This is a genomic window from Streptomyces sp. NPDC054887, from assembly GCF_053610585.1.
The window spans coordinates 13664-28587 of sequence record NZ_JBSGYQ010000064.1 but is presented as its reverse complement, the minus strand read 5'-3'; the positions used below and the strand labels follow the sequence as shown (position 1 = coordinate 28587).

Below are 14924 nucleotides of genomic sequence, written 5' to 3'. Positions count from 1 at the left end.
GGGTCCACGGACAAGGCGGCGCCGGCCGGTACGACCCGGCCGGCGCCGTTCGCCGTGTGCGGTGCGGCGGTCGCCGCCCGGTATTACAACTCCCCCGGGCGGGACCGCGGCGGCCCGTCAGGCGACGCGGTGCCCGAGGTGCAGGGTGCGGGCCCGCAGCAGGAACACGTCGGGGCGCTGGGCGAGCCCGGCCGGGTCCCCCTCGTCCAGCAGCCGGTCCAGTGTCGCCACGTCGTCGGCCGTCAGCCGCTCGGCGTACACGTCCCGGTACCGCGTGAAGACCTCGATCGCCATCCGGCGTGCGACGGGCGGCAGCGGCGCGGGCACGTCGAGCAGGAACGAGCGGCTGCCCTCCGGCGTCAGTCCTGCGGCGGCCAGCAGCGCGCTCCAGTCCTCCACCTCGGGCTTCGCGCCGGGCAGTTCCTCCCGCATCTGCGCGAACCACTCGCTGGACACCGCTTCCAGCCGCGCCTCCAGCGCCGGCCTGCCGAACCCGATGTCACGGGGCAGATGACGCTGCGCCAGCCCGCCCTCGAACAGGGCCACCGCGCCGCCCGGGCGCAGCAGCCCGGCGAAGCCGGTGAGGGCCGCGCGCTGGTCGCCCACGTGGTGCAGCGAGTTGGCGGCCCAGACGAGGTCGGCCTCGTCCAGCGAGTCCAGGTCGCCGGGCACTTCCGCGACGACGGTACGCACCCGCTCCCCCAGGCCGGAGCAGTCCGCCCGCGCCCGGGTCAGCTCCAGCAGGGCCGGTGTGCTGTCGACGGCCACGACCTCCGCGTCCGGGAAGGCGGCGGCCAGCATGCAGGTGATGACTCCGGGACCGCTGCCGATGTCGAGGACGCGGCGGACGCCCCCCGCTCCCCGGAAGCGGCCGGCGATCCAGGCGGCGGCCTCCTCGTACACGGGACGGTTCACCTCCGCCTCGTGTTCCAGGTGCGTGGCGAGCGCGTCCCAGTCGAAGTCGGTGGAGTCGTGGCCGTGGTGGTGGCCGTGATCCCGGGTGCGGTGGCTGTGGCTCTCGCTGTTCGTCATGCCTCCACTGTCCCGCCGGACCGCCCGTCCGGCGAACCTTGTTGCCGGTTCAGCAAAGAAGTGCCGCCCTTGCGGTACTCCTGCGGGCTCACCCCGCGCACGCGCTTGAAGGCCGCGCTCAGCGCGAACGCGCCGCTGTAGCCGACCTGGCGCGCCACCGCCTCCACGGTCGCCCCCGGCGTCTCCCGCAGCAGGTCGGCGGCGAGCGCGAGCCGCCACTCGGTGAGGTACGCCATGGGCGGCTCGCCGACCAGCTCGGTGAAGCGCCGGGCCAGGGCCGCCCGTGACACCCCGGCCTTCGCGGCGAGCCCGGCGACGGTCCAGGGGTGGGCGGGGTCGTCCTGCATCAGCCGCAGCGCCTTGCCGACCACCGGGTCTCCCATCGCCCGGTACCAGGCGGGGGCGGCCGCGCCGGGGCGGGCGAACCACGACCGCAGTGTCGCGATCAGCAGCAGGTCGAGCAGCCGGTCCAGCATCACGCTCTGTCCGGGTTCGTCCCGGCTGATCTCGTTTTCCAGGGCCGGCATGAGCGGGCAGTCCCACAGCTCGGCGGGCAGATGCAGGAGCGGCGGCAGCGCGTCGAGGAACCGGCCGCTGACCTCCCCCGCCATCCGGTACGTGCCGATGAGCATCGCCGACTCGCCGTCGGGGCTGTCCCCCCATGTCCGTACGCCGAGATGCATCGTCTCGGCCAGCGGCTCCCCGCCCAGCGTGCGGCACACGCCGCCGGGCCCGATCAGGGCGCGCGGCGGGCTCGCCGGGTCGTCCGCGCAGGTGTACGGGTCGGGCCCGCGCGCTATGGCGACGTCGCCGGGGCGCAGCAGCACGGGCTCGCCGCTCTCGGGCATCACCCATGCCGTGCCACGGGTGACGCACATCAGGGACAGGGGCGCCCGGTCCTCGACGCGCACCGCCCAGGGCGGGTCGAGCACGGCCCGCAGGAGGAAGGCGCCCCGGGCGCGCGGTCCGTCGAGGAGACCCGCGAGTACGTCCATGCGCCCAGCGTAGGAGGGCCCGCTGACACCGTGGACGCGGGCGTATGGAGTTGAGTCTCTGGAGCATGGCCCGCCCGGACCCGTGCCGGAAGTCTTGAGGCATGAGGGAGAACACGCAGCGGGAAACGGTGTTGGTGACGAGCGGCACGGGGAAGACCGGCCGCCGGGTCGTCGAGCGGCTCACGGCCCTCGGCCTGACGGTGAGGACGGGGTCGCGCACGGGTGACGTGCGGTTCGACTGGGAGGACGAGTCGACGTGGGGCCCGGCGCTCCGGGGCGCGGACCGGGCGTACGTGGCGTACTACCCGGACCTCGCCGCTCCGGGCGCGGCGCAGGCGCTGCGGGCGTTCGGGCGCGTGGCGCGCGAGACGGGGGTGCGGCGGCTGGTGCTGCTGTCGGGGCGCGGCGAACCGCAGGCGGTGGCCGCCGAGGAGGCACTGCGCGCGTCGGGCCCCGCGCTGACCGTCGTACGCGCGGCCTTCTTCGCGCAGAACTTCAGCGAGGGTCCGATGGCCGAGGGCGTCGCCGCCGGTGAGCTGGCCTTTCCGGCGGGCGGGACGGCGGAGCCGTGGGTGCACGCCGACGACCTGGCCGACGTGATCGTCACGGTGCTGACGGGGGACGGGCACGACGGAGCCGTGCACGAGCTGACGGGGCCCCGGCTGCTGACCTTCGACGAGGTGGCGGCCGAGTTGTCGAAGGCGACGGGCCGCGAGGTGCGGTACGTACCCATGTCCGGGCCGCGGTACGCCGCGTACCTCCAGGGGTACGGCATGTCCGCGCCGGAGGCCGCATGGGTCTCGGACCTGTTCACGACGCTGATGGACGGCCACAACGCGTCGGTGACGGACGGGGTGCGGCGCGTGCTGGGCCGGGCGCCGAAGGACTTCACCGACTTCGCGCACGAGGCGGCGGCGTCCGGCGCGTGGGACGGGGAGGCCGCGCCGGCCGGCCCGGCGGTGTAGGGCGGGGCGGGCGTGCCCGGGCCGGCACGCCCGCTTCCCGGGGCGCGGTCCGGCCCGCGCTCAGCTCGCGCCGTGGCCCGGGGCGATGTCCTCCACCCGGCGCGCGAGCTCGAAGTCGAGGTCGGTGACCGCGCCGCCCGCGCTGTGCGTGTTCACCGTCAGGGAGACGGTGTTGTAGCCGAGCGTCAGGTCGGAATGGTGGTCCAGCTCGTCCTGCACGGCGGCCACGTGGGCGACCAGCGCGGCGGCCGCGAAGTGGGTGCCGAGCCGGTACGTACGCGCGATCCGGCTGCCGTCCAGCGACCAGCCGGGGAGTTCGCCCAGACGGTCCTCGATCTCCTTCTGCGACAACGGCTCAGTGGCCATGGCGAAGCTCCCTCCGGTAGCGGTGTCGCTGATCAGCCTCGCACCTTCCGGCGGGAAACGGCGCCCGGACGCCGCCGTGAATCGTCCTCGGCGCGGGCGGTGCGGGCCGGGCGCGCTCCCGCCGCGCCGGAGTGACGCCCGGACCGCCCGGCGACCGGACGGCCAACTCGGGCCGCCGGGCGTTCGGTTACCGTCTTGGCCCATGACAACTGTCGCAGTCGACAAGGGTGCGGGCGCGCTGCTGCGCGGCTGGCGGGAGCGGCGCCGGCTGAGCCAGCTGGAGCTGGCCCTGCGTGCCGGATCGTCCGCCCGGCACATCAGTTTCATCGAGACCGGCAGGTCGCGTCCCAGCGAGGAGATGGTGCTGCGCCTGGCCGAGCACCTCGACGTACCCGTGCGGGAGCGCAACGCCCTGCTGCTGGCGGCCGGGTACGCCCCGCGGTACGCCGAGACCCCGCTGGACGATCCGGCGCTCGGCGCCCTGCGCGAGGGCATCGAACGGCTGCTGGCGGGATACGAGCCCTACCCCGCCCTCGTCGTCGACGGTTCGTACACCGTGGTCGCCGCGAACCGGGGGATCACGATGCTGCTCGACGGCCTTCCCGAGCACCTCCTCGCGCCACCGCTGAACGCGATGCGGATCACCCTCCATCCGGAGGGCCTCGCTCCGCGCATCCGCAACCTGCCGGAGTGGCGCGGGCACCTGCGGGCGCAGATGGAGCGTCAGATCGCCCTCGACCGGTCACCGGCCCTGCGCGCGGTGTACGAGGAGGTGTCGGCGTACCCCGTGCCGGACACGGAGGCGGGGGACGCGCCGCGCCCGGACGACCCGCCGTACCCCTACTTCGCGCTGCCGATGCGGATCGAGCACGACGGCCGGGTGCTGTCGTTCGTGTCGTCGATCTCGACCTTCAACACGCCCATGGACGTGACGGTCGCCGAGCTGGCCATCGAGACGTTCCTCCCGGCCGACCCGGCGACCGTCGAGTACCTCCAGTCGCTCACCCCCTGAGAGGGCCGCTCAGCCCCGCGCACGCAGGGCCAGGTGCTGGAGTCCGGCGAAGCAGGCGACGATCGCGGCCTGCGCCGGGATCCAGAACGCCCCGGCCGTCGTCGGCGAGAACCAGAGCACGAGCGCGACAAGGCCGGCCACGGCCCAGGCCAGGTTCACTTCGACGACGGCCCTGACGGGAAGGGTGGCGGGCTCCCGCCGGGACGCCAGGTACCCGACCCCGGCGCCGAACACCACGAGCAGCACGCCGAGTCCGAGCAGCAGCCCGGACCCGACACCGAGCAGCCGCCCGACGGGGCCGGAGGCGGCCACGTACACGAGCCCGTTGCCCGTGGTGACCACGGCGTCGAGCGCCAGGAAGCGGCGCAGCATCGTCTGCGGGTCGGTGGTCCGGGACAGGTTGGCGAGCAGGGGTGCGGACATGGCGGATCAGCCTCCGTCGAGGTCGTACGGGATGTCGGGGTGGGCCGGGGGCCGGACGGAGTGCGCCGCCCGGGCCCCGGTGACCGCAACGATGCCGCGTCGGCGGCAGAGCGTCGATTACCTCCGGGGTAATGCGCGGCTGCCTCCGGGGCAGTGCGCGGCGGGCGTGACCGGAGGCCCGGAGGTCCTGCCGGACAGGGGCCGGGCCGGGCCGGGGAGAATCGGCCCGTGCGGTGTGATCACCGACGCCCCACGACTCCCGACTCATCACCTGTGCACCACCCGACCCGAGCACCCGGCACGAGGACCCGCATGACGCGCACGACACCCGGACGACCCGTCCGTGGGCCGCTGGGGGTCGCTCTACGTCTTCACCTGTCCCGCCGACCCGTTCCACCCCCACCGGCTCGTCATCCAGTAGGGAGCCGGCAGGCATCCGGCGCCGGCGCCACGCGGTGCCCCGGATGGCACCGGGCGGAGTGCGGCCGGGAGGCCCGCGTGGTGTGCTGGGGGCGGGTGCGGGTCGTCGGTGTGGCGGCGGGCAGGGGCCGGACCGGACCGTTCGTACGGAGGAGACACCCGATGGCGATTTTCGTGCAGGCCGAGATGGACGGCGTGACGACCGAGCAGTACGACAGGCTGAACGCCAAGCTCCAGTCGCTCCCCGGCAACCCCTTCGAGGGGTGCCTGTCCCACGTGGCCGTCCCGACCGGATCCGGTCTCCAGATCTTCGACCTGTGGGAGTCCGAGGAGGCCATGCGGCGCTTCCAGGAGGTCATCATGCCGGTCGCCTCGGACGTCGGGGTTCCGCAGAGCGGAATGCCGAAGACCTCCCAGGTGCACAACTACTGGGTGCCGGGGGCGTAGACCGGCCGGGAACAGCCGCGGCGGCCACCGCCGTCCTCGAAGTCGTCCACCTCGTGTGCGACGGGGGCTGCTCGGCGACGCCCCGGGGCCGAGCCGGTGCGCCCCGCGCTGCGCGACGACGCGGCCCGTACCCCGTACAGGCGGCCAATAGCCGCCTGTCACGCTGTCGCGCGCGGACGAACCGGCCCTGCGGGGACACCACTTGCCGCCCCGGGTCCAGGGGCATCCTCTGGAGCGGCTGGTCCGGGGTGAGCGGGCGCGCGCGGAGTGCCGGAGGGCGGCGTCGCCGGCCGGCAACGCGCGGGAGCGGGAGCCGCCGCTGAAGGCAGCCGCAGCGGCGGACCGGCGTGATCGGCCACCGGCAAGAGCTCCGCGAAGGGCGGGTCGCTGGCTTACGATCACCGCTGACGGTTCGCTCACCCCCCGCCGCCGTCGCCCCCGCCCCATGGAGGTCAACCGTGTCCAGGACGGCCAAGGGCCACCGCGCCCACCGCATCCGTACCCTCGCCAACGCCGGCGCCACCGCGGCCGGACTGTTCCTCGCCGTCGGGTGTTCCTCCGACGACGAAGGGCCCGCCGAGGCAGCCGGCGGCGTACCGGTGGTCGAGAAGGGCAAGCTCACCACCTGCACGCACCTGCCCTATCCGCCGTTCCAGTCCGAGCAGGGCGGCGAGGTCGTCGGCTTCGACGTGGCGCTCGTCGACCTCGTGGCCAAGAACCTCAAGGTCGAACAGAAGATCCTCGACACGCCGTTCGAGAACTTCAAGACCGGCGCGTCCTTGAACTCCGGCGAGTGCGACCTCGCCGCCGCCGGCATGACCATCACCGACGAGCGCAAGAAGAACGTCGACTTCTCCGTGCCGTACTTCGACGCCACCCAGGCGCTGCTGGCGACGAAGAAGAGCGGCGTGAAGACGCTGGACGACGTCAAGTCCGGGAAGAAGAAGCTCGGCGCGCAGGCGGAGACGACCGGCGAGAGCTACGCCACCGGCAAGGGGTTCGACCCGGTGGCGTTCGAGAGCTCCGACGCCGTGCTGAACGGGCTGCGCACCGGTCAGGTCGACGCCGTCGTCATCGACTACCCCGTCGTGCAGGGCTGGCTGAAGGACAAGGCGAACGCCGACGCGTTCGCGCTCGGCGAGAACATCGAGACCGGTGAGGAGTACGGGTTCTCGGTGAAGAAGGGCAACACCAAGCTGAAGGCGGCCATCGACAAGGCCATCACCGACGCCAAGGCCGACGGCACGTACAAGAAGCTCTACGAGAAGTGGATCGGCCCGATGCCCAAGGGCCAGTCGTGACCTCTCGCCTCTCCAGGCGGCAGCGGCGCCGCATCTCGCAGGGCGTCCAGTACGCGCTCTTCGTGGCGGCCCTGGTCCTGGTCGGCCTGCTGGCCGACTGGGACCGGCTGCAGAACCAGTTCGCGCAGAAGGACCTCGCGACCGAGCTCTTCCCGGAGATCATCACCACCGCCCTGCGCAACACGGTGGTCTACACGCTCTCCGGCTTCGCGTTCGGTCTCGTACTGGGCCTGGTCATCGCGCTGATGCGGCTGTCGTCCGTCGCCCCCTACCGGTGGGTGGCGAGCGTCTACATCGAGTTCTTCCGCGGCCTGCCCGCCCTGCTGATCTTCATCTTCGTGGGCGTGGCGGTGCCGCTGGCGTTCCCGGGCACGGAGATCCCGGGCGGTACGTACGGGAAGGTCGCCCTGGGTCTGGGGCTGGTCGCCGCCGCGTACATGGCCGAGACCATCAGGGCCGGCATCCAGGCGGTGCCCAAGGGACAGATGGAGGCGGCGCGTTCGCTGGGCTTCTCGCACGCCCGGGCGATGGTGTCGGTGATCATCCCGCAGGCGTTCCGGATCGTCATCCCGCCGCTCACCAACGAACTCGTCCTGCTGTTCAAGGACTCGTCGCTGGTGCTGTTCCTGGGTGTGACGCTCGAAGAGCGGGAACTGACCAAGTTCGGCCGGGACCTGGCCAGCCAGACCGCCAACTCCACCCCGATCCTGGTCGCGGGGCTCTGCTACCTGATCGTGACGGTGCCGCTGAGTTTCGTGGTGCGCCGTCTGGAGGCCCGTGCCGACAAGGCCAAGTGAGGACGAGCAGATGCCACAGCCCGAGATCGAGATCCGCGGTCTGCACAAGTCGTTCGGGGACAACCACGTCCTGCGCGGCATCGACCTGGAGGTCGCCAGGGGCGACGTCGTGTGCGTCATCGGGCCCTCGGGGTCCGGCAAGTCGACGCTGCTGCGCTGCGTGAACCTGCTGGAGGAACCCAGCAAGGGCCAGGTCTTCGTCGGCGGTACGGAAGTCACCGACATCGAGGTCGACATCGACGCGGTGCGCCGCCGCATCGGCATGGTCTTCCAGCAGTTCAACCTCTTCCCGCACGTCACGGTGACCGAGAACCTGGTGCTTCCCCAGCGGCGCGTGCTGCGCCGGGGCAAGGCCGAGGCGGCCAGGACGGCCATGGAGAACCTGGAGCGCGTCGGGCTCGCCGACAAGGCCGACTCCTACCCGGCGCAGTTGTCCGGCGGGCAGCAGCAGCGGGTGGCCATCGCGCGGGCGCTGTCCATGGGGCCCGAGGTGATGCTCTTCGACGAGCCGACGTCCGCGCTGGACCCGGAGCTCGTGGGGGACGTGCTCTCGGTCATGCGGGTGCTGGCCTCGGAGGGCATGACGATGATGGTCGTCACCCATGAGATGAGCTTCGCCCGCGAGGTCGCCGACCGCGTCGTGTTCATGGACGGCGGCGTGATCGTCGAGGAGGGGCCGGCGGCGCAGGTCGTGGGCGATCCGCGGCACCCGCGCACCCGGCACTTCCTCGACCGCATCCTGGACCCGTCCGCCGCCGAGGCCCCGGGCTCCGAGGCCGGCGCGGGCTGACCCGCCCTCGGGCGGACGGCGGACGTGACCCGGGCGGCCCCGGCGGCGGACGGTCAGCGGGCGAGCGGGTAGCGGTGCGCCGGGGCGTCCGGGAGGTCGAGGTCCGGGCGCCAGGCGCGCAGCACGGCCGCCGACGGCACGAAGAGGGCCCCGGGTACGTCCTGCGGCGCGAACCACTCCCAGCGGACGATCTTGTGCGGCTCGGTGACCCGGGGGGTGCCGGTGGCGCCGTCGAGCACCGCCGCGGCGGTGACGCGGGTGACGCCGGGCGCCGCGTCCACCAGTACGGCGACGATCCGCACCTCGGCGGCCCCGGCGCTCAGCGAGGTCTCCTCCGCCAGCTCGCGCACCGCGGCCTCCTCGAAGCTCTCGCCGGGGTCCACCTTGCCGCCGGGAAGCTCCCAGCGGCCGTCGTGGCCGAGTCCGAGGAGGACGCGGGCGCCGGGGCCGGTGACGACCACGCCCACCCCGGTCAGGCCGTTCGGCGTGGGAAAGGCCCGCTCGGGGCGCTCGGCGGTGGCTGACATGTCTGCTGCCTCCTGGTCCGGTACGGGGGGGCGCACCCGCTCCCGGGTCGCGCGCGCCCGTCCCCCAGTCGATCACGCGCCGGGACCCCGCCCGCGCGGCCTCCGTCAGGCCGCCGCGCCGGCCCTGGCCTTGCGGGCGGCGATCCAGGCGTACACCAGCACGCCCGCGAACAGGAACAGCACGCCCTGGTACACCGCCGCGTAACCCGAGCCCGCCACCAGCCACATCGAGAAGCCGGAGGCCAGGACCGCGAGGACGGCGTCGCGGATCAGCCGGGGGCGGCTGACGCGGTCGGACCGGCCGGAGGCCAGGAAGTAGAGCTGGGCCGCGGTGGCCAGCAGGTAGGGGACCGTCGCGGTGAACGTCGTGATCAGGACCAGGATCTCGAAGACGCCCTCGGAGCCCGCCGTGTAGTTGTAGACCGTCAGGAGCGAGGCGAGCACGGCCGTGACGAGGACGCCCACCGTGGGGACGCCGCGCCGCTTGCGGGCGAACACGGCGGGGAAGAGGCCGTCCTTCGCCGCCGCGTACGGCGTCTGGGCGCTCAGCAGGGTCCAGCCGTTCAGCGCGCCGGTCATGGAGACCAGCGCCGCGCAGGCGACGGCGACGCCGCCCCACGAGCCGCCGAACATCGCGTTCACGGCGTCGGAGAAGGGCGCGGTCGAGCCGACCAGGTCGTCGTGGGCGACGGTGCCGAAGACGGCGAGCGTGCCGAGCAGGTAGATGAACGCGGCGCCGAGGGTGCCGAGGATCGTGGCGCGGCCGACGTTGCGGCGGGGGTCGCGGACCTCTCCGGCGCTGACGGCGGCGGACTCCACGCCCAGGTAGCTGAAGAGCAGGATGGCCGCGGAGGCGGATACCGCGCCGAGCGCGCTCCGGTCGTCCGCCCGGAACGGGCCGAGGTTCGACGCGTCGAAGAAGAACAGGCCGCCGACGGCGACCAGCAGCAGCGGCGCGAACTTCAGCAGCGTCGACACGATCTGGACGGCGCCCACGTAGCGCGTGCCGGCCAGGTTGGCGAGGGCGGGGAGCCACTGGATCACCAGCGCGGCCGTGAGGGTGGCCGCGACGGAGCCGTGGACGGGTATGAGCACGTCGAGGTAGCCGACGGCGGCGACGGCCAGGGCCGCGTTGGACACCCAGGCGGTGATCCAGTAGCTCCAGGCGGCGAGGAAGCCGGCGAAGTCGCCGAACGCCTCGCGGGCGTAGACGTACGGTCCGCCGGTGCGCGGCAGCCGCTGCGCGAGGCGTCCGAAGACCAGGGCCAGCGCGATGGCGCCGAGGGTCAGGATGCCGAACGCGACGAGGCTGATGGTGCCGAAGGGGGCGACCGAGGCGGGCAGCAGGAAGATGCCGCCGCCGATGATGTTGCCCATGACCAGCGCCGTCGCGACGGGGAGGCCGAAGCGCCGGGCGTGCCGGCTCGCCGTACCGGCTCCGCCCGGTGTGCCGTCGTCGCTCGCCGCGGCGGGTCCGGTGGATGGGGTGGTCAGGGTGGTCATGGCGTGGTGTGCCTCTCTCCGTACCAAAACCTGACCATGTTCGGATACGGGGAACGGCGCACCAAATCAGGGGGATTATTCCTGTACGGCGCGATCGATGGCCGGAATATGTCCTTCCGTTTGTGCGTCCGGCTGCGAATCTTTCGCCGCGGGCAACGGCACCTGCGGACCCTGGCACTCCCTCAGCCAGCGCCGCAGCACCCGGTGCACCTGCTCCGCGCCCACCAGCTCGCCGCCGTCGGCGACGGGGGCCGAGAGGGTGTACGGCGACATCAGGAAGGGCCGTGCCTGTTCGCCGCCGAGGCCGCCGTGCGAGCCGATCTGCTCCTCGAAGGCGTGCACGCGGCCGGTCGCGGGGTCGTGCCAGGAGTTGACCATGATGTCGGCGACGTGCGGGAAGCCGGACGTCCTGCGCACGGCGTCCGCGGCCCCCGCCCCGAAGGCCGCCAGCGGCCCGGTCTCCCCCGCGCCGTCGCGCGCGGCGCCGTCGTCCAGCCGCAGCTCCGCGCCGCCGGCCCCGAGCACCAGCGCGCCGTGCTCCTCGCTGTGCACGAGGAGGAAGCCGATGCCGGGGTGGTTCGCGAGCGTCGTCAGCAGCGCCGGGTGGCGGCGGTCGATCCGCTCGCGCGTCGCCCGGCCCGCCGCGTCGGGGAAGGAGATCAGCCCCAGGTTCCCCGAGGCCAGCACCACCGGATCGGTGCCGGGTTCCGGGTGCTCCGGCTCCTCCTCGTCGTCGGGCACCGGGCGGTGCAGCGCGGTCCGTACGGCGTCGCGCGCCTCCGAGGCGCTGGTGGTGCGCGCGGCGCGGCGCGGCACGGGCAGCCCGCAGCCCGCCCTGACGAGGTTGGCGAGGGTGAGTCCGTACGCGGACTGGAAGGTCTCGCCCGGGCTCTGCCCGTGGTCGGAGAGCAGCACGATCCGGTACGCGCGCGGGGCGTGCTCCGCCACCTTCGCGATCAGCCCCAGCGACCGGTCGAGCCGCTCCAGGACCTTCAGCGCGTCCGTGCTGTGCGGTCCCGAGTGGTGCGCCACCTCGTCGTACGCGACCAGGTCGGCGTAGACGGCGGTACGGCCGGCGAGCATGTCGCCGAGGACGGCGGCGACCACGATGTCCCGCTGGACGACGGTCGCGAAGGCCCGGATGAAGGGGTACAGGCCGCCGCGCTTCACCCGGGGGCCGTCGCCGCGCAGCCGCGACCGGACGGACTGGCCGACCTCCCGGACCACTTCGGCGACGAAGGACATGGCGGTGCGCACGGCGTTGGCCGGGTCGGAGAAGTACGCGAAGTAGCCGGCCCGGGACCGGTTGGACCTGCCGCGCCGGGCGGCGATCGACAGGACGAGGGCGAGCTGGTCGGCCCCGCCGCTGAAGAGGTTGCCACGGCTCGCGCCGTCGAAGGTGAGCAGTCCCCCGTCGGCGGTGCGCGCGACCGCGCGGCGCTGCATGAGGGCCGCGCTGGCCGGACGGCTGGAGACGACGACCTCGCCGCTCTCCTTCTCGTACCAGCGGAAGGCCGGAACGTCGTGGTTGGAGCCGTGCAGTATGCCGAGCTGGCTGGCGCCGGTCTGGCTCGACCAGTCGGTGCGCCAGGGCGTCAGCCGGTGGGTGGGTTCCGCGCCGCCGAGCCAGCCCCCGACGGTCGGCATCAGTCCCTCGTCGACCGCCCGCGCCAGCACGTCGTGGCCCACGCCGTCGAGCTGGAGGAAGAGGGTGCCGGGCAGCCCGTTGCGCCCGTCGTCGCCGCCCCGGCGGCCGCGTCGGTGGGCCAGCCGCGAGAGCCGGCGCCGGTACGCCTCGTCGTCGCGTACCGCGAGCGCGCCGGAGGTCGCGGAGGCCACGGCGGACATGACGGCGGCGACGACCACGGCGGTCTCCGGGTCCGCCTCGCCGCGCCCGTCGGGGATGAGGCTGAGCGCCACGAGCAGCAGCGAGCCGTTGAGGAAGAAGGCGAGCAGACCGAGCACGAGTGCGGGCACGAGCAGGAGGGCCCGTACGGCCAGGGGCCACACCAGGGCGCCGAGCAGGCCGAACGCGCCGGCGCCCCACACGGCGCTGAGCGCGATGCGGGTGATGCTGTCACCGTCGTCGGCCTTGAGCTGGAAGTCCGGCAGGGCGCCGGCGAGCACCAGCATCGTGAGCGTCGACACGGCCCACACCGTCACCACGCGCAGCACGGCGCTGCCCGCGCTGCGCCATCGCCGTCGGACCACGCCGTCCCCACCTCACCGTCCCGGGCCGCACCTGGGAGCCCGCTGTGCTTCCAGCGTGGCACAGCGCCGAGCGGTGCCCGCGCCCGTGCGCCGGTGACCGGCGGCCCGGCGGTCGGGAGAGCGCCGGAAGATTCAGGACCGGTCAGCAGCCGTCATAACCGGCCGTCGGCATCGACAGTCTCCGATGCACGTCGGCCTTGGCCGCGGCGCTGTAGACGGGCTCGTCGAGATCGGCCGTCTCCAGGCGGACGCCCCGGCGCTCGCACTCCGCCCGGAACGCGCGCACCGAGGTCAGCGCCCGCGCCAGGACGCGCTCGTTGGGCGCGACGAAGAGGTCGGCCGTGCCCGCCTCCAGGTCCGCCCACAGCGCTCGGTGGTCCGGGCGCATGCCGTAGCAGAGCACCTGCCGGGTGACGACGTACCCCTTGTCGGCGGCCCAGCGCCCGCACATGGCCTGCTGGGCGCGCGTGTCGACCAGGAACGGGTCGTCGTCCAATTCCTCCAGGGGCGTCAGGCTCGCGATGGCCGCCACCCGTACCCCGTCCGTGACGCCCATGACCCGACTCCCCCCGCGACGCTGGCTGTAGCCGCAGACCCTACTCCGCTCCCGCGACGGGCAGGAGGAGTGCGCGGCGCACTCCGGGGGGAGACCAGTGGCCATACTGGGAGACGTCCCGGCGACAACCGGCGAGGAGGCCGTACGTGACGGTTGAGATCACCTGGTGGGGGCATGCCACCTGCACCGTCGCGGACGCCGGGGCCCGGGTGCTGACGGACCCGCTGTTCGCGCGGCGCCTCGCCCATCTGCGGCGCAGGCGCGGGGCGGTGCCGCCGCCCGAGGCCGCCGAGGCCGACGCCGTGCTCGTGTCGCACCTGCACAGCGACCATCTGCATCTGCCGTCGCTGGACCGCCTCGCGCCGGGCACGCGGCTGATCGTGCCGCGCGGCGCGGCCCTGGCAGTGCCCGGCCTGCGCCGGCTGTCCGGCCGCGGCTGCCCCGTGACGGAGGTGGAGCCGGGCGACGAGGTACGGGTGAAGGACCTGCTCGTACGGGCGGTTCCGGCGCTGCACGACGGGCGGCGGCTGCCGTTCGGGCCGCACCGCTCCCCCGCGCTCGGCTACGTCGTCACGGGCGAGGCGCGCACGTACTTCGCCGGGGACACCGGCCTGTTCGACGACATGGCCGGCGCGGTGGGCCCCGTGGACGTGGCGCTGCTGCCGGTCGGCGGCTGGGGGCCCTTCCTCGGGCACGGGCATCTGGACGCGCGGCGGGCGGCCCAGGCGCTGGCCCGGATCGCGCCGCGCGCGGCCGTGCCCGTGCACTACGGGACGTACTGGCCGATCGGGCTCGACGCGGTCAGGCCGCACGAGTTCCACTCCCCGGGCGACGAGTTCGTCCGGCAGGCGGCGCGGCTCGCGCCGCACGTCGCCGTGCACCGGCTCGGGCACGGCGAGACGGTCCGGCCGGAGGGCCGCGGGTGAACCCGGCCGGCGTGGTGGAGACCGTCCACGACGCGGTGGTCCGGGTGGCGGAGCTGCCGCAGGAGTCGACGCAGCAGGCGGTCGGCTATCCGGCGCTCTTCCTGCTGGTGACGCTGGGGTCTTTGGTGCCGGTGGTGCCCACGGGGGCGCTGGTGAGCACTGCCGCCGTGGTCGCGTTCCACCACAGCGACCCCTTCGCGCTGCTGATCGTCTTCGCGCTGGCGGCGTCGGCCGCGTTCCTGGGCGACATAGCGCTGTACTGGCTCGGCCTGCGCGGCGTCCGTTCGAAGAACGGCTCGCGCCGGCTGGAGGCGCTGCGCGGCCGGGCCTCGCCGGAGCGCCTGGAACAGGCCCGGAGCAAGCTGCACGAGCACCGGTCGCAGGTCCTGGTGCTCTCCCGGCTGGTTCCCGCCGGGCGGATCCCGGTGATGCTGGCGTGCCTGCTGTCACGGATGCCGATGCGACGGTTCGCCCGTGGCGACGTACCGGCGTGCCTCGCCTGGGCCGCGGCGTACCAGCTCATCGGCATCCTCGGCGGCTCGCTCTTTCCCGAGCCGTGGCAGGGCGTGGTCGCCGCGGTGGCGCTGACGCTGGTGATCGGGGCGGCGCCGGCGGTGTGGCGCAGGCTGCGCGGCGCCGGTTCCTGACGAACC

Annotated in this window: 16 protein-coding genes; 8 read left to right on the top strand and 8 right to left on the bottom strand. The window is 73.8% G+C overall.

Annotated features, from left to right (window positions below):
• Positions 1–117: 117 nt before the first annotated feature.
• Both ACWGH0_RS28220 and ACWGH0_RS28215 read right to left on the bottom strand, forming a co-directional pair.
• On the bottom strand, positions 118–1032 hold the full coding sequence (locus ACWGH0_RS28220) for a class I SAM-dependent methyltransferase (RefSeq protein WP_453407067.1): 915 nt from the start codon (positions 1030–1032) through the stop codon (positions 118–120).
• On the bottom strand, positions 1029–2027 hold the full coding sequence (locus tag ACWGH0_RS28215) for a cupin domain-containing protein (RefSeq protein WP_453407066.1): 999 nt from the start codon (positions 2025–2027) through the stop codon (positions 1029–1031). Before ACWGH0_RS28215 ends, ACWGH0_RS28220 begins: the two co-directional genes overlap by 4 nt.
• Before the next feature lie 101 nt (positions 2028–2128).
• Here ACWGH0_RS28215 and ACWGH0_RS28210 point away from each other — a divergent pair, with 101 nt between their 5' ends.
• Positions 2129–2992, top strand: coding sequence for an NmrA family transcriptional regulator (locus ACWGH0_RS28210; RefSeq protein WP_453407065.1), 864 nt, complete (start codon positions 2129–2131; stop codon positions 2990–2992).
• 60 nt (positions 2993–3052) lie between these two features.
• Here the strand turns inward: ACWGH0_RS28210 and ACWGH0_RS28205 are convergent, their stop codons facing one another.
• The gene (locus tag ACWGH0_RS28205) at positions 3053–3358 is read right to left on the bottom strand and encodes a 4a-hydroxytetrahydrobiopterin dehydratase (protein WP_453407064.1); all 306 of its coding nucleotides are present in this window, start codon (positions 3356–3358) and stop codon (positions 3053–3055) included.
• A 202-nt stretch (positions 3359–3560) separates the two neighbouring features.
• Between ACWGH0_RS28205 and ACWGH0_RS28200 the strand changes: the two genes are divergently transcribed.
• Positions 3561–4370 (top strand): helix-turn-helix domain-containing protein, encoded by an 810-nt coding sequence (locus ACWGH0_RS28200; RefSeq protein ID WP_453407063.1) that lies wholly within the window; start codon positions 3561–3563, stop codon positions 4368–4370.
• Positions 4371–4379: 9 nt separating this feature from the next.
• Here ACWGH0_RS28200 and ACWGH0_RS28195 read toward each other — a convergent pair whose 3' ends face one another.
• Positions 4380–4793: a hypothetical protein gene (locus ACWGH0_RS28195; RefSeq protein ID WP_453407062.1), complete on the bottom strand. Its 414-nt coding sequence runs from the start codon at positions 4791–4793 to the stop codon at positions 4380–4382.
• 582 nt (positions 4794–5375) lie between these two features.
• Here ACWGH0_RS28195 and ACWGH0_RS28190 point away from each other — a divergent pair.
• The 4 genes from ACWGH0_RS28190 (at position 5376) to ACWGH0_RS28175 (ending at position 8548) form a co-directional block, all read left to right on the top strand.
• Positions 5376–5660 carry a hypothetical protein gene (locus tag ACWGH0_RS28190; protein WP_453407061.1) on the top strand — a complete coding sequence of 95 codons (285 nt, stop codon included), beginning with the start codon at positions 5376–5378 and terminating at the stop codon, positions 5658–5660.
• Positions 5661–6118: 458 nt separating this feature from the next.
• Positions 6119–6961, top strand: a complete 843-nt coding sequence (locus ACWGH0_RS28185; RefSeq protein ID WP_453407060.1) for an ABC transporter substrate-binding protein — start codon at positions 6119–6121, stop codon at positions 6959–6961.
• On the top strand, positions 6928–7758 hold the full coding sequence (locus ACWGH0_RS28180; RefSeq protein WP_453407059.1) for an amino acid ABC transporter permease: 831 nt from the start codon (positions 6928–6930) through the stop codon (positions 7756–7758). The genes ACWGH0_RS28185 and ACWGH0_RS28180 overlap by 34 nt, the downstream gene beginning before the upstream one ends.
• A gap of 10 nt (positions 7759–7768) precedes the next feature.
• A complete protein-coding gene (locus ACWGH0_RS28175; protein ID WP_453407058.1) occupies positions 7769–8548 on the top strand; it encodes an amino acid ABC transporter ATP-binding protein in 780 nt (259 codons plus the stop codon).
• A gap of 53 nt (positions 8549–8601) precedes the next feature.
• Here the strand turns inward: ACWGH0_RS28175 and ACWGH0_RS28170 are convergent, their stop codons facing one another.
• From ACWGH0_RS28170 to ACWGH0_RS28155, 4 genes are all read right to left on the bottom strand, one after another.
• The gene (locus tag ACWGH0_RS28170) at positions 8602–9075 is read right to left on the bottom strand and encodes a nucleotide triphosphate diphosphatase NUDT15 (RefSeq protein ID WP_453407057.1); all 474 of its coding nucleotides are present in this window, start codon (positions 9073–9075) and stop codon (positions 8602–8604) included.
• A gap of 105 nt (positions 9076–9180) precedes the next feature.
• Positions 9181–10578, bottom strand: coding sequence for an amino acid permease (locus ACWGH0_RS28165; RefSeq protein ID WP_453407056.1), 1398 nt, complete (start codon positions 10576–10578; stop codon positions 9181–9183).
• Positions 10579–10653: 75 nt separating this feature from the next.
• Positions 10654–12711, bottom strand: a complete 2058-nt coding sequence (locus ACWGH0_RS28160; RefSeq protein ID WP_453407080.1) for an alkaline phosphatase family protein — start codon at positions 12709–12711, stop codon at positions 10654–10656.
• A 220-nt stretch (positions 12712–12931) separates the two neighbouring features.
• Positions 12932–13345 (bottom strand): hypothetical protein, encoded by a 414-nt coding sequence (locus ACWGH0_RS28155; protein ID WP_453407055.1) that lies wholly within the window; start codon positions 13343–13345, stop codon positions 12932–12934.
• A 146-nt stretch (positions 13346–13491) separates the two neighbouring features.
• On the opposite strand from ACWGH0_RS28155, the gene ACWGH0_RS28150 reads away from it, so the two are divergent.
• Positions 13492–14271: an MBL fold metallo-hydrolase gene (locus ACWGH0_RS28150; protein WP_453407054.1), complete on the top strand. Its 780-nt coding sequence runs from the start codon at positions 13492–13494 to the stop codon at positions 14269–14271.
• Positions 14268–14918: a DedA family protein gene (locus ACWGH0_RS28145; protein WP_453407053.1), complete on the top strand. Its 651-nt coding sequence runs from the start codon at positions 14268–14270 to the stop codon at positions 14916–14918. The genes ACWGH0_RS28150 and ACWGH0_RS28145 overlap by 4 nt, the downstream gene beginning before the upstream one ends.
• Positions 14919–14924: the final 6 nt, after the last annotated feature.

Bases quoted from the DNA above. Each gene is read 5' to 3' on its own strand.
- ACWGH0_RS28205 (WP_453407064.1), bottom strand. From the start codon at position 3,358: ATGGCCACTGAGCCGTTGTCGCAGAAGGAGATCGAGGACCGTCTGGGC.
- ACWGH0_RS28215 (WP_453407066.1), bottom strand. From the start codon at position 2,027: ATGGACGTACTCGCGGGTCTCCTCGACGGACCGCGCGCCCGGGGCGCC.
- ACWGH0_RS28210 (WP_453407065.1), top strand. From the start codon at position 2,129: ATGAGGGAGAACACGCAGCGGGAAACGGTGTTGGTGACGAGCGGCACG.
- ACWGH0_RS28195 (WP_453407062.1), bottom strand. From the start codon at position 4,793: ATGTCCGCACCCCTGCTCGCCAACCTGTCCCGGACCACCGACCCGCAG.
- ACWGH0_RS28175 (WP_453407058.1), top strand. From the start codon at position 7,769: ATGCCACAGCCCGAGATCGAGATCCGCGGTCTGCACAAGTCGTTCGGG.
- ACWGH0_RS28220 (WP_453407067.1), bottom strand. From the start codon at position 1,032: ATGACGAACAGCGAGAGCCACAGCCACCGCACCCGGGATCACGGCCAC.
- ACWGH0_RS28160 (WP_453407080.1), bottom strand. From the start codon at position 12,711: ATGCTGGTGCTCGCCGGCGCCCTGCCGGACTTCCAGCTCAAGGCCGAC.
- ACWGH0_RS28170 (WP_453407057.1), bottom strand. From the start codon at position 9,075: ATGTCAGCCACCGCCGAGCGCCCCGAGCGGGCCTTTCCCACGCCGAAC.
- ACWGH0_RS28190 (WP_453407061.1), top strand. From the start codon at position 5,376: ATGGCGATTTTCGTGCAGGCCGAGATGGACGGCGTGACGACCGAGCAG.
- ACWGH0_RS28200 (WP_453407063.1), top strand. From the start codon at position 3,561: ATGACAACTGTCGCAGTCGACAAGGGTGCGGGCGCGCTGCTGCGCGGC.
- ACWGH0_RS28155 (WP_453407055.1), bottom strand. From the start codon at position 13,345: ATGGGCGTCACGGACGGGGTACGGGTGGCGGCCATCGCGAGCCTGACG.
- ACWGH0_RS28165 (WP_453407056.1), bottom strand. From the start codon at position 10,578: ATGACCACCCTGACCACCCCATCCACCGGACCCGCCGCGGCGAGCGAC.